Here is a 12,600-nt window from a genome sequence, read left to right on the forward strand (position 1 = left end):
AAGACACAGGAATCGCCATGTCTCTCTCACGACCCGACCCGCACGCCCACCGCTACATGCATCACCTGCCGTTCGGCGCGCAGTTCACCGGCGGCGCCCACACGAAACCGCGCACGCGCTTCAGGCTCTGGGCGCCCTCGTGCTGGTCGGTCCAGGTCGAATTCGAGAACGCGCCCGGACTCGACCCGCTCGACATGACGGACACGGACAACGGCTGGTTCGAAGGCGAAGCGCCTTGCGGGCCCGGCACGCTCTACCGCTACCGCATCGACGGCGCGCAGGCGGTGCCGGACCCGGCCTCGCGCTTCCAGCCGCGGGGCGTGTCCGGCCCGAGCGAAGTGCTCGACCCGCGCGCCTATGCCTGGCGCCACGCGCAATGGCCCGGCCGCCCCTGGGAAGAAACGGTGATCTACGAGCTGCACGTCGGCGCGCTCGGCGGCTACCGCGGCGTCGCGCAGCGTCTGCCCGCGCTGGCCGGGCTCGGCGCGACCGCCGTCGAGCTGATGCCGCTGAACGACTATCCGGGCGAACGCGGCTGGGGCTACGACAGCATCCTGCCCTACGCGCCGCACGCGGCCTACGGCAGTCCCGACGAGCTGAAGGCGCTGATCGACGAGGCCCACGGGCTCGGCCTGCAGATGTTCATCGACGTGGTCTACAACCACTTCGGGCCGCTCGGCAACGCGCTGCCGCTTTACGCCGCGCCGTTCTTCCGCGCCGGCACGAAAACGCCGTGGGGCGACGGTCCCGACTTCGACCGCTTCGAGGTGCGCGACTTCTTCTGCGACAACGCGCTTTACTGGCTGACCGAGTACCGCTTCGACGGCCTGCGCATCGACGCGGCCCACGCCATCGGCAACGCGCCGTGGCTGCGCGAGCTGGCCGACCACGTGCACGCGCGGATCGAACCGGGACGCCACGTGCATCTCGTGCTCGAGAACGGCAACAACGCGGCCAGCCTGCTCGACACGCACTTCGACGCGCAGTGGAACGACGACCTGCACCACGCGCTGCACGTGCTGCTGACGGGCGAGACCGAAGGCTATTACTGCGCCTTCGCCGGGCATCCGGTCCGTCAGCTCGCCCGCGCGCTCGCCGAAGGCTTCGCCTTCCAGGGCGAGCCCTCGCCCGCGCACGGCGGCGAGCCGCGCGGCGAGCCGAGCGCGCACCTGCCGCCCACGGCGTTCGTCGCGTTCCTGCAGAACCACGACCAGGTCGGCAACCGCGCGTTCGGCGAACGGCTGCGCGCGCTGTGCGGCGACGACGACGCGCTGCGCGCGGCCACCGCGCTCGTGCTGCTCGCGCCCGGCATCCCGCTGCTGTTCATGGACGAGGAACACGGCTCCACGCAGCCGTTCCTGTTCTTCACCGACTACGCCGACGCCTCGCTCGCCGAGTCGATCCGCGAAGGCCGGCGGCAGGAGTTCGCGGCGTTCGCCGCATTCGCCGATCCCGCGCGGCGCGCGGCCATCCCCGACCCGAACGATCCGGCGACGTTCGCCGCCTCGTCGCCGCAGGCTTTGCCCGCCCACGTTTCCGACGCGCGCCGCGACGAGCGCGCCGGCACGACCGCGAACGCGAACGCCGCGCAAGACGGCGAGCGTCGCGAATGGATGCACTTCTACCAGTCCGCCCTCGCCGTGCGGGCGCGGCTCGTCATGCCGCGCCTGCGCCATGCGCGCGCGCTCGGCGCGACGGTGCTCGTCGATGCCCGGGGCCATGAGACCGCCGCGCTCGTGGCGCGCTGGCGGCTCGGCGACGGCGAAACGCTCTCGATCGCGCTGAACCTCGGCGCCGACGCCGTGCCGCTGCCCGGGAGGCCCGAACCGCCGTGGGGCACCGTGATATTCGAAACGCCCGCGCGCGCGCGCGATGCCGCCTGCCGGGACCAGCGCCTGCCCGCGCGCGCCTGCCTCGTCTGGCTGACCGGCGACGTGCCCGGCTACGCGAGCCATCACGACGCGCGCGCGATACCGCGGCAGGAGCAGCCGACATGAGCGCCGCGCGCCGGGCCGGCGAATCCGTGGCGAGCCTCGCGGCCCGCGCCGGATTCGAGGTCGACTGGACTGACGCGCACGGCGTCGGGCAGCGCGTGGACGAACCCACGCTCGCCCGGCTGCTCGACAGCATCGGCCTGCCCTGCGCGAGCGCCCTGCAATTGCGGCAGAGCGCCGCCGCGCTCGTGGCCGGGCAATCGGCGCGCCGGCTGCCGCCGCTCGTCACCGCCGAATGCGAGCGCGTGATCGCCCTGCCGGCATCGGCCGTTCGTGCGGGCAGCCGCTATCGGATCGAGCTCGAAAGCGGCGCGCGCATCGAAGGCCGCTTCACGGCGCCGAGGGGCGCGCCCGTGCTGCTCGCGCCCGTCGGTGAGCCCGGCTATCACACGCTGCTGCTCAACGAGCACCCCGTGACGCTCGCCGTCGCGCCGTCGCGCGGCCATACGGTCGAAGACGCCGCGCGCGCGGCGCAGCGCGGGGAAAGGCCCGCGCTCTGGGGCATGAGCGCGCAGCTTTACGGACTGCGGCGCCCGCACGACGGCGGACTCGGCGACTACACGGCGCTCGCCGAACTCGCCTCGCTCGGCGCGAGCTACGGCGCCGACGTGCTCGCGCTGAGCCCCACGCATGCCATGTTCAGCGCCAATCCCGCGTGGTTCAGCCCCTATGCGCCGTCGTCGCGGCACTGGCTCAACGTCGCGCACGTCGACCCGGCCGCGCTGTTCGGCACGGCCGCCGCCGATGCCGCGCGCGCCGCCGTGCAGAACGACGAAGCCTGGCGCGAGCTCGAGACGTCCGACCTGATCGACTGGCCGCGCGCGGTCCCGTCGAAGCTGCGGGTGCTGCGCACGCTCTACGACGACTTCGACGCGCGCGAGCGCCGCGCGAACACGCCGCGCGCGCAGGCCTTCGAGGCGTTCTGCGCGCACGGCGGCACCGCGCTCGAAGACCACGCGCGCTTCGAGACGCTGCACGCGACGCTGTGCAACGCCCAGGGCCAGCCGACCCACTGGCGCGACTGGCCTGCCGAACTGCGCGATGCGCGCGGCGCGGCCGTCGAGTCCTTCGCCGACGAACATCGCCGCGAGGTCGACTTTCACCGGTTCCTGCAATGGCTGGCCGCCGACGGCCTCGCGCAGGCCCAGCGCCGCGCGCGCGATTCGGGCATGGCGATCGGCCTCGTCGCCGACCTCGCGGTGGGCTGCGACGGCTCGGGCAGCGAGACCTGGTCGCAGCCGCAGGACATGCTCGCGCATGCCTCGATCGGCGCGCCGCCCGATCTGTTCAACCAGGCGGGCCAGAACTGGGGCCTCACGACGTTCTCGCCGCGCGCGCTGCAGGCGAACGGCTTTCGCGCGTTCATCGGGATGCTGCGCGCCGCGTTCGCCCACGCGGGCGGCGTGCGCATCGACCACATTCTCGGCCTGCGCCGCCTGTGGCTCGTGCCCGAGGGCGAAAGCGCGAAGCGCGGCGCCTATCTGCGCTATCCGTTCGACGATCTGCTGCGGCTCATCGCGCTCGAATCGTGGCGGCATCGCGCCGTGGCGATCGGCGAGGATCTCGGCACCGTGCCGCCGGGCCTGCGCGAGCGGCTGGCCTCGCACGGGCTGCACGGCATCCGCGTGCTGTGGTTCGAGCGCGAGGGCGCGTCATTCGTGCCGCCGGGGCGCTGGGACGCGAACGGCATCGCCACGACGACGACGCACGATCTGCCGACCGTCGCGGGCTGGTGGCGCGGCAACGATATCGACTGGCGCGACAGAGTCGGCCAGACGCTGCCGCGCGCCGACGGCCAGAACCCGGCCGCATTCGAACACGCGCAACGCGCCGCCGAACGGGCCGCGCTCTGGGAAGCGATGCAGCGCGCGGGCGTGGCGACGGCCGGCGCGGCGGTGCCGCCGCCCGACGCCGCGCCCGTGGACGCGGCGCTCGCCTTCGTCGCGAGCGGTGCAAGCCCGCTCGTCACCTGTCCGCTGGAGGACCTGCTCGGCCTCGCCGATCAGCCCAATCTGCCCGGCTCGGTCGACGAGCATCCGAACTGGCGCCGTCGCCTGCCGGTATCGGTCGAGGCATTGCCCGACGACGCCGGCTTCGTCCGCCGCGTGCAGACCGTCGCGCAGGCCCGCCGGCAGGCGTACCCGGCGCCGGAGCAGACCGCTTCCGGCAGCGGTCGATCGACCGGCGGCGAACGGCCCGACCCGGCCCGCGCCGCGCCGCCGCCCGCGCTGCCGTGACGGACCGACGACGACGCCCGCGATGCGAAGGTGGAAGGAGGAGAAAGCAAATGAAACGACGGGCGATCAGGCGGGCCCGAGCGGCACGCCCAGCGTCAGCGTGCCCGGTGCGCCGTCTTCCGGCGGATGCTGCCCGAAGCGGCCGCCGTGCGCCTCGGCCACGCGCTGGCACAGCGCCAGCACCCAGGCCGACCGGCCGTTTTCCTGCGGCCCCGCGGCCTGCGTCCGCGCGAACGCTTCGAGCAGATGCGGCTGGGCCTCGTCGGTGAGCGCGCCGGCGCTCGCATCGAACGCGACCGCGCATTGCGCGAAGCCGCCTTCGAGCGAAACGTCGAGCGACACCGTCGCGCCGCGCGCGCTCGCCTCGACCGCGAACACGAGCATCAGCCACAGCGCCTGGGCGCAGCGCTCGCGATCGCCGACGACCGTCTCGCCGCGCAACGCATGCCGCGCCGCGAGCGTCACGCCGCGCGCGTCGGCCAGCGCGACGCGCACGTCGGCCAGCGTCGCCTCGACGACCTCGCGCAGCACGAACGGCTTGCGCTCGATGCGCAGATGACGGGTTTCGCTGCGCGTCGTGTCCACCATCTGTTCGAGTAGCTGCACCTGCTGCTCCACGCCCGTGCGGATGCCGCCGAGCGCGCGCTGCGCGGTCGCGTCGGCCGTATCGACCTTGCGCTCGAGCACGTAGGCCCAGCTATGGATCGCATTGAGCGGGCTGCGCAGATCGTGCGAAACCCGCGACAGCACATGGTCGCGCATGAACAGTGCCGCCTCGGCGCAAAGACGCGCCGTACGCTCGAAACCGGAAGAAGAAGTCGCCGCCATCGAAGTCCTCGTATGCCTCATGTCCGCCCGCGAAAACGCGCGCGAAGCCAACCCATTATAGGCAGGCCGATGGACACGCACGTCCCGCGTGCGCGCCGCGTCAATACGCCTACAATGGCGCTTTTCCCTTATTCGATCAGGAGCACTCCATGTCCACCGTGACCACCGAATCCGGCCTGCAATACGAAGATCTGACCGAAGGCAGCGGCGCCGAGGCGCAGGCGGGCCGGACCGTCAGCGTGCATTACACCGGCTGGCTGACGGACGGCCAGAAATTCGATTCCAGCAAGGACCGCAACGACCCGTTCGACTTCGTGCTCGGCGGCGGCATGGTCATCAAGGGCTGGGACGAGGGCGTGCAGGGCATGAAGGTCGGCGGCGTGCGACGCCTGACGATCCCGCCGCAACTCGGCTACGGCGCGCGCGGCGCGGGCGGCGTGATTCCGCCGAACGCCACGCTCGTGTTCGAGGTGGAACTGCTCGAGGTCTGAGCCCCCCCCGTATCCACGCCTTCGCTACCGCGCCTGCCCGCAGCATCGGTTCGTTTCGGTCAGGCGCCGGCACCCGTCCCTGCTCCCGCCTTTGCCCCGCTCTCCCGCCCACGGCTCGCCATGAACCGGCCCGTTCCTCCTCCCGCGCCCGGCGTGGCACTGCGCCGCTACGGCAACGTCGAGGCGACCGATCTGCACGACTTCCACCAGATCGTACTGGGCCTCGACGGCGCGATGGTGATGGCGGTGGACGGCCGCGCGGCGCGCGTCGATCGTGAGGTAGCATGGCTCGTGCCCGCCGGTGCGCGCCACGACTATGCGGGCGTCGGCGAGAACCGGCAGCTCGTGCTCGACCTGCCGGTCGCCTCGCTCGCCGTGCCCGCCAGGCTCTTCGATACGGCGCGGGCCGTCCGCGTCGACGCGGCGCTCGCCGGGCTCGTCGGGCACATCGCCATGCGCGCCGCCGGTGCCGGTATCGCTGCCGATGCCGATGCCGCGCCGCCGGCGGACCGCGATGCCGGCCCGGGCCGCCGCTTCCAGTGGCAGGCCGCCGCGCGGCTCTGCGCGGCCCTGCTCGAACAGACGAACATCGGAAACGACGACGGCTCGAACGCGCGCGCCCTCGACTTCGCGCGTATCGACCGATGGCTGCGCGCGCATCTGCAGGAGCCGCTGCGCATTGCCGACCTCGCCGCGCATTGCGGCCTCGGCCTGCGGCGTTTCCACGAACTCTTCGTCGAGGCCTTCGGCGAAACGCCGCATCGGTATCTGCAACGCCTGCGGCTCGACACCGCCATGACGCTGCTCGCCGACCCGGGGCGTTCGCTCGCGGACGTCGCGTTCGCGGTCGGCTTCGGCGACCAGAGCGCGTTCACGCATGCCTTCACGCGCCGCTTCGGGCGCGCGCCGGGGCAATGGCGCGCATGGTCGAACTGAACGTCGGGCTGAACGAAAACGGGGCCGACCGGGACCGCCCAAACGGTTCCCCCGACCGGCCCCGCTGCCCCGCGGCAAATTCAACCGTTAGCGGCCTGCCGCGTCGAGTCCGCGCGCGAGATCGCCGCGAATGTCCCCGGCGTTTTCGAGCCCCACCGCGAGCCGGATCAGCCCTTCGCTAATGCCCGCCGCCGCGCGCGCCTCGGGCGTAATGCGGCCGTGCGTGGTCGTCGCCGGATGCGTGATCGTCGTGCGCGTGTCGCCGAGGTTGCCGGTGATCGAGCAGATCTTCGTGCCGTCGATCACGCGCCAGGCGTTCGCGCGCTGCGCCTCGGGCGTGTCGCCCTTGAGCTCGAACGAGACGATCGCGCCGCCCGCCTTCTGCTGGCGCATCGCCAGCTTGTGCTGCGGATGCGATTCGAGCCCCGGGTAGAACACGCGGCCCACGGCCGGATGCGTTTCGAGCCAGCGCGCGATGTCGAGCGCGTTGGCCGACTGCCGCTCCACGCGCAGCGACAGCGTCTCCATGCCCTTGAGCAGCACCCACGCGTTGAACGCGGAGAGCGTCGGCCCCGCGCTGCGCACGAACGGAAACACTTTCTCCATGATGAATTTCTTCGAGCCCACGAGCGCGCCGCCGAGCACGCGCCCCTGGCCGTCGAGGAACTTCGTCGCCGAGTGCATGACGACGTCCGCGCCGAGCTCGAGCGGCTTTTGCAGCGCCGGGCTGCAGAAGCAGTTGTCGACGACGAAGAGCGCGCCCGCCGCCTTCGCGATCTTCCCGATCGCCTCGATGTCGGCCACTTCGGTCAGCGGGTTCGACGGCGTCTCGAGGAAGAACATCTTCGTCTCGGGGCGCACGGCGTTCTTCCAGGCGTCGAGGTCGGACGGATCGACGAACGTCGTCGTAATGCCGAACTTGCTGAAGATCTGCGAGAACATGCCGAGCGTCGAACCGAACAGGCTCTGCGAGCTCACGAGGTGGTCGCCCGCCTGCATGGCCGACATCACGACCGACATGATCGCGGCCATCCCCGAGGCCGTGGCCATGCAGGCCTCGCCGCCCTCGAGCGCCGCGAGCCGGTCCTGGAACATCGTCACGGTCGGGTTCGTGAAGCGCGAGTAGGTGTAATAGTCCTCCGAGTGCTGGAAGCGCTCGGCCGCCTCGGCGGCGCTCGCGAAGCAGAAGCTGGAAGTCAGGAAAATCGCTTCCGAATGCTCGTTGAACTGGCTGCGCTGCGACCCCGAGCGCACGGCGAGGGTGTCGAAATTGAAGGTATCGTCCATGTTCGTTCTGTTCCCGTGGCGAAGAAGGCCCACTGTGGTGAGGCAACAAAAAGCCCGCTTTGCGTCGGCATAAGCGGGCTTCATGTGAAAAACGGGGATAACGACAGCTTTGGGCGCCGGGCGCTCTCGCGCCCCTCGCTTTAGCTGTTTCGGGTTGCCCCGCGTCCGCAAGCTGAAATCAAATCGACGCAAGGCCCAATCGTATCACGGCCGGCGCGGATTGCGGCCGCCGATACGTAAAACGCGGGCAAAACGTGCCATGCCCCGCATCCGCCCCGATGACCGTACCGGCTCACTCCACCGAGAGTTGCAGGTGCAACTGCGAACGCGAGCCGCCGTCCACGGCGTCGCTCGCCGCGTCGCGGTCCGACTGCGCAGCGGGCGCGAGGCGGGCCCGCTCGACGCTGTCGAGATAGGCCGGCGTGATGTCGCCCGTGATGTAGTGGCCGTCGAAGCACGAGGCGTCGAAGTTCTTCAGCGCGGGATTGATGTCGCGCACTGCCTGCTTGAGCGCGTCGACGTCCTGGTAGACGAGGTGATCCGCACCGATGATGCGCGCCACTTCCTCGTCGGTGCGGCCGTGCGCGACGAGCTCGCCGCGCGTCGGCATGTCGATGCCGTAGACGTTCGGGAACTTCACCGGCGGCGCCGCCGAGGCGAAGATCACCGTGTTCGCGCCCGCGTCGCGCGCCATCTGCACGATTTCCTGCGAGGTGGTGCCGCGCACGATGGAGTCGTCCACGATCAGCACGTTCTTGCCCTTGAACTCGATGCCCATCGCGTTGAGCTTCTGGCGCACCGACTTCTTGCGCACCGCCTGGCCCGGCATGATGAAGGTGCGGCCCACGTAGCGGTTCTTGAAGAAACCCTCGCGATATTCGATGCCGAGCTTCTCGGCCACCTGCATCGCGGCCGGGCGCGAAGAATCGGGAATCGGCATCACGACGTCGATCTTCACGTCGGGCAGCTCGCGGCGAATCTTCTCGGCGAGATAGTCGCCCATGCGCAGCCGCGCGTTGTAGACGGGCACGCCGTCGAGCACCGAGTCCGGCCGCGCGAGGTAGACGAGCTCGAAGATGCAGAGGTTCAGGCTCGGCGTGCCGGCGCATTGCTGCGCGTGGAAGTTGCCTTCGATGTCGATGAAGATCGCCTCGCCCGGCGCCACGTCGCGCACGAATTCGAAGCCGATGCCCTCGATGGCGACCGATTCCGACGCGACCATCCACTCGGTGCCCTCGGCCGTTTCGAGCTTGCCGATGCACAGCGGCCGGATGCCGAACGGGTCGCGGAACGCGAGCAAGCCGTAGTTGGCGATCAGCGAGACGGTCGCGTACGAGCCGCGCACGCGCCGGTGCACGCCCGCGACGGCCTTGAAGAGCGCGGTCGCATCGAGCTGCAGGCCCGAGCTCGAGAGCTGCAGCTCGTGCGCGAGCACGTTGAGCAGCACCTCGGTGTCGGAATGCGTGTTGATGTGCCGGCGATCGATGCGGAACATCTCTTCCTTGAGCTGCTCGCAGTTCGTCAGGTTGCCGTTGTGCGCAAGGATGACGCCGAACGGCGCGTTCACGTAGAACGGCTGGGCCTCTTCCTCGCTCGAGGCCGAGCCGGCCGTCGGATAGCGCACCTGGCCGATGCCCCAGGTGCCGGGCAGGCCGCGCATGTTGCGCGTGCGGAACACGTCGCGCACCATGCCGTTGGCCTTGTGCATGTGGAAGGTGCTGCCGTTCGCGGTGGCGATGCCTGCCGCGTCCTGACCGCGGTGCTGCAGGAGCAGCAGGCTGTCATAGATCAGCTGATTGACGGGGGAGCGGGAAACGACGCCTACGATACCGCACATGGCCGGTCCTTCAAAATAACGAAATGGGTTGCGGCGGGCCGGAAGCGCCCGGCGTTGCGCCGCGATACTGCCTTGTCCTGTTCCTGCTCCGATGCGCCGCGCCTCACACGCGCACGTAGGCGGCCAACACCGGCGGCAGCAACGGTTTCAATTCGTGCACGCCTCGCACGACGTAGGGCCGCAGCACCGCGTCGCGCCAGAACGCCTGCTGGGGCAGTTCGGTCAGGCCGGCAAGGGCGGTCAGCACCAGCACCAGCACGACGCCGCGCGCAAGCCCGAACATCAGGCCCAGCGAGCGGTCCACGCCCGAGAGCCCGCTGACCTGCACGAGGCGCACGAGCAGCGCGTTCGCCACGCCGGCCACGAGCACCACGCCGATCACGATCAACGCGAACGCGACGACCCACTGGGTCAGCGCGCCGCCGGGCCAGTCGGCCGGAATCCACGGCGCCACGCGGTCGACGAAGAAGCAGGCCGCGAGAAACGCCACGACCCAGCCGACGAGCCCGAACACCTCGCCGATGAACCCGCGCCAGGCGCCGCGCAGCGCGGATAAACCGATCACCGCCATTACAGCGTAGTCGAACGCGGTCAACATCGGCGGCTATTCGGCGCCGCCGCTGTTCGCGTTCGCCATCAACCCCGCCGCGCGCACCTTCGCGATCGCGGCCGAGGCCGCCGTGCGATCGACGAACGGCCCGGCGCGCAGCAGCGTGAGCGTCGTGCCGTCGGACTGCCTGCGGCGTTCGGTATATGCGGGTACGCCCGCGGCTTTCAACTTCCGGACCCAATCGCGGGCGCTGGCCTCGTCATGGAACGAGCCGAGCTGCACGGCAAAGCGCGCGCCCGGCGGCGTGACGGGCGAGCCCGTGTCGGTGTCGGCGGAGCCGTCGTCGGCATTCGTGGCGTTCGCGGAGTCGGTATTCGCGGCGGCGGCGGACTGCGACGGCGCCTGCAGCGGCGGCATCGGCACGGTCTGCGAGGCCTGGGACGAAACCTGGGCCTGCGTCTGCGGCGGATTATTCGACGGGGCTCGCGACGGGGTCCGGGCCGTGGCCCTGGACCGGGCGCCCTGCTGGCTGCCGGAGCCGGTAGTGCCCGGCGCGGCCGGGCTCGCGATGCCGGCCGTCGCGGACGGCACCGCCACGGCGGACCCGGACGCGCCCGTCGCGGCGGCATCGGCCGTCGCCGGATTGTCGGCCGTCGTCATGCCGGCGCCGGCGTCCGTATCGTTGTTGTTTGCCGCGCTCTGGTCGGCCGGGCGGCTGGGAATGTCGATCGCGATGTCGTCGGTGACGGGCTTCGGGTGCGAGTCGAGCACCATCGGCAGGATCACGATCGCCGCGATGACGAGGGCGATCGCCCCGACGAGCCGCCGCCGCGCCCGCTGCTTCTCGGGCAGCGTGGGATCGAGCAGCATGGCGTCGGCGTCCGCGCGCTCGGGACGGCGGCTGCGCCGCTCCGTGCGCGCGCCCTGGGCACGCCGGCCAGAACCGGCACCGCGCCTGACCGGCGCATCGTCGTCTTTCCTGCCGAACGAGAAGATTCCCATGTATGGCTTTTTGCCTGGCTAACCGGCCGATTGATCGCGCACGGTCGATGCGCCCGACTTGAGTCCCGTGCGTTCAGTGCTGCTGCGATTTACGCCAGGCCATCACGCCAGCGACCGTGAGAAAACTGCCGAAAACAATGATTCTATCATTTTCGGATAGCCTTTTTTGCGCATCCTGGAATGCCAGGGCGGGCGTTTCATGGCAGGTCACGCTGCTGTCCGGGCCGTCCGTCACGCCCGCCTCGCGCAGCGCGGCCGCCAGCTCGTCGGCCGACGCCGCGCGCGGCGTCGGCAGGTCGGTCACGCACCAGTGGTCGACCTCGCCCTTCAGTTGCTGGATCACGCCCGCGATGTCCTTGTCGCGCATCGCGCCGAACACCGCGTAAGTGTAGGGAAAATAACCCATACCGCCGAGATTCTGCGCCAGCACGGCCGCGGCATGAGGGTTGTGGCCGACGTCGAGAACCACGGCCGGCTTGCCCGGCAACACCTGGAAGCGCCCCGGCAGCTCGACGTTCGCGATTCCGAGGCGAATGTCCTGCGCGGAGACGGGCAGCCGGTCGCGCAGCGCTTCGAGCCCGGCGAGCGCCGCCGCCGTGTTGATGAGCTGGTTCGCGCCGCGCAGCGACGGATAGGCGAGCGCCGGGCGGCGCATCGTGCGGCCCGCGTAGCTCCACTGCTGGCGCTCGCTGCCGGCCTGACCTTCGTAGCGGAAGTCCCGCCCGAACAGCCAGAGGTCGGCGCCGATGGCGTTCGCATGGTCGACCAGCGTCTGCGGCGGCAGCGGGTCCGCGCAGATCGCCGGCCGGCCGGGACGGAAAATGCCGGCCTTCTCGAAGCCGATCTGCTCGCGCGTGTCGCCGAGATACTCGGTGTGGTCGATGTCGATACTCGTCACGATGGCGCAGTCGGCATCGAGCACGTTGACGGCATCGAGCCGGCCGCCGAGGCCGACCTCGAAAATCGCCGCGTCGAGCTCGCGCGAGGCGAACAGATGCATGATCGCGAGCGCCGTGAACTCGAAGTAGGTCAGCGAGACGGGCTCGGGCAGCGCAAGACGCGCGGCCTCGACGGCCTCGAAGTGCGGCAGCAGGTCCGCGTCGCTCGCCTGCTCGCCGTTCACGCGCGCGCGCTCGTTGAACGCGAGCAGATGGGGCGACGTGTGGCAGCCGACGCGATAGCCGGCCTTGAGCAGGATCGTCTCGAGAATCGCGCAGGTCGAGCCCTTGCCGTTGGTCCCGCCCACGATGACGACGGGGCAATCGAACGAGAGCTGCAGCGCGTCCTTGACCTTGCGGATGCGCGTGAGCCCCATGTCGATGCCGACCGGATGCGCGGTTTCGAGATGCGTGAGCCACGCGTCGAGGGTGGGAAAGGTGCTCATCGAACGATTCGGTGGTGCGAAGGCGGCGCGGGCGGGAAAACACGGCCCGCGAAA

10 protein-coding genes are annotated in these 12,600 nt (G+C 70.6%); 4 read left to right on the plus strand and 6 right to left on the minus strand.

From position 1 onward, the window contains the following. Positions 1-17 precede the first annotated feature (17 nt). Both treZ and malQ read left to right on the plus strand, forming a co-directional pair. Positions 18-1,997, plus strand: coding sequence for a malto-oligosyltrehalose trehalohydrolase (treZ, locus tag CY652_RS18325; RefSeq protein ID WP_102132135.1), 1,980 nt, complete (start codon positions 18-20; stop codon positions 1,995-1,997). Then, the gene (malQ, locus tag CY652_RS18330; RefSeq protein WP_102132136.1) at positions 1,994-4,231 is read left to right on the plus strand and encodes a 4-alpha-glucanotransferase; all 2,238 of its coding nucleotides are present in this window, start codon (positions 1,994-1,996) and stop codon (positions 4,229-4,231) included. Before treZ ends, malQ begins: the two co-directional genes overlap by 4 nt. Positions 4,232-4,297: 66 nt before the next feature. On the opposite strand, the gene CY652_RS18335 is transcribed toward malQ, so the two are convergent. Next, positions 4,298-5,059, minus strand: coding sequence for a sensor histidine kinase (locus CY652_RS18335; RefSeq protein WP_258002358.1), 762 nt, complete (start codon positions 5,057-5,059; stop codon positions 4,298-4,300). Between the two features lie 149 nt (positions 5,060-5,208). Between CY652_RS18335 and CY652_RS18340 the strand changes: the two genes are divergently transcribed. Both CY652_RS18340 and CY652_RS18345 read left to right on the plus strand, forming a co-directional pair. After that, positions 5,209-5,550: an FKBP-type peptidyl-prolyl cis-trans isomerase gene (locus tag CY652_RS18340; protein WP_102132138.1), complete on the plus strand. Its 342-nt coding sequence runs from the start codon at positions 5,209-5,211 to the stop codon at positions 5,548-5,550. A 120-nt stretch (positions 5,551-5,670) separates the two neighbouring features. Then, on the plus strand, positions 5,671-6,486 hold the full coding sequence (locus CY652_RS18345; RefSeq protein ID WP_102132139.1) for an AraC family transcriptional regulator: 816 nt from the start codon (positions 5,671-5,673) through the stop codon (positions 6,484-6,486). Positions 6,487-6,573: 87 nt separating this feature from the next. On the opposite strand, the gene CY652_RS18350 is transcribed toward CY652_RS18345, so the two are convergent. From CY652_RS18350 to folC, 5 genes are all read right to left on the minus strand, one after another. Further along, on the minus strand, positions 6,574-7,773 hold the full coding sequence (locus CY652_RS18350; RefSeq protein ID WP_102132140.1) for an O-succinylhomoserine sulfhydrylase: 1,200 nt from the start codon (positions 7,771-7,773) through the stop codon (positions 6,574-6,576). A gap of 292 nt (positions 7,774-8,065) precedes the next feature. Beyond that, positions 8,066-9,610 (minus strand): amidophosphoribosyltransferase, encoded by a 1,545-nt coding sequence (gene purF, locus CY652_RS18355; protein ID WP_102132141.1) that lies wholly within the window; start codon positions 9,608-9,610, stop codon positions 8,066-8,068. 103 nt (positions 9,611-9,713) lie between these two features. Then, on the minus strand, positions 9,714-10,208 hold the full coding sequence (locus tag CY652_RS18360; protein WP_102132142.1) for a CvpA family protein: 495 nt from the start codon (positions 10,206-10,208) through the stop codon (positions 9,714-9,716). Positions 10,209-10,214: 6 nt separating this feature from the next. Then, positions 10,215-11,162 carry an SPOR domain-containing protein gene (locus CY652_RS18365; RefSeq protein WP_102132143.1) on the minus strand — a complete coding sequence of 316 codons (948 nt, stop codon included), beginning with the start codon at positions 11,160-11,162 and terminating at the stop codon, positions 10,215-10,217. Positions 11,163-11,235: 73 nt separating this feature from the next. After that, positions 11,236-12,546, minus strand: coding sequence for a bifunctional tetrahydrofolate synthase/dihydrofolate synthase (gene folC / locus CY652_RS18370; RefSeq protein WP_102132144.1), 1,311 nt, complete (start codon positions 12,544-12,546; stop codon positions 11,236-11,238). Positions 12,547-12,600 lie beyond the last annotated feature (54 nt).

Source organism: Burkholderia sp. WAC0059 (assembly GCF_002870125.1).
In the GTDB taxonomy this organism is placed as follows: Bacteria; Pseudomonadota; Gammaproteobacteria; order Burkholderiales; family Burkholderiaceae; genus Paraburkholderia.

What these genes read in the sequence shown, in the direction of transcription:
- treZ (WP_102132135.1), top strand. Translation starts at nt 18, where the DNA reads ATGTCTCTCTCACGACCCGACCCGCACGCCCACCGCTACATGCATCAC.
- malQ (WP_102132136.1), top strand. Translation starts at nt 1,994, where the DNA reads ATGAGCGCCGCGCGCCGGGCCGGCGAATCCGTGGCGAGCCTCGCGGCC.
- CY652_RS18335 (WP_258002358.1), bottom strand. Translation starts at nt 5,059, where the DNA reads ATGGCGGCGACTTCTTCTTCCGGTTTCGAGCGTACGGCGCGTCTTTGC.
- CY652_RS18340 (WP_102132138.1), top strand. Translation starts at nt 5,209, where the DNA reads ATGTCCACCGTGACCACCGAATCCGGCCTGCAATACGAAGATCTGACC.
- CY652_RS18345 (WP_102132139.1), top strand. Translation starts at nt 5,671, where the DNA reads ATGAACCGGCCCGTTCCTCCTCCCGCGCCCGGCGTGGCACTGCGCCGC.
- CY652_RS18350 (WP_102132140.1), bottom strand. Translation starts at nt 7,773, where the DNA reads ATGGACGATACCTTCAATTTCGACACCCTCGCCGTGCGCTCGGGGTCG.
- purF (WP_102132141.1), bottom strand. Translation starts at nt 9,610, where the DNA reads ATGTGCGGTATCGTAGGCGTCGTTTCCCGCTCCCCCGTCAATCAGCTG.
- CY652_RS18360 (WP_102132142.1), bottom strand. Translation starts at nt 10,208, where the DNA reads ATGTTGACCGCGTTCGACTACGCTGTAATGGCGGTGATCGGTTTATCC.
- CY652_RS18365 (WP_102132143.1), bottom strand. Translation starts at nt 11,162, where the DNA reads ATGGGAATCTTCTCGTTCGGCAGGAAAGACGACGATGCGCCGGTCAGG.
- folC (WP_102132144.1), bottom strand. Translation starts at nt 12,546, where the DNA reads ATGAGCACCTTTCCCACCCTCGACGCGTGGCTCACGCATCTCGAAACC.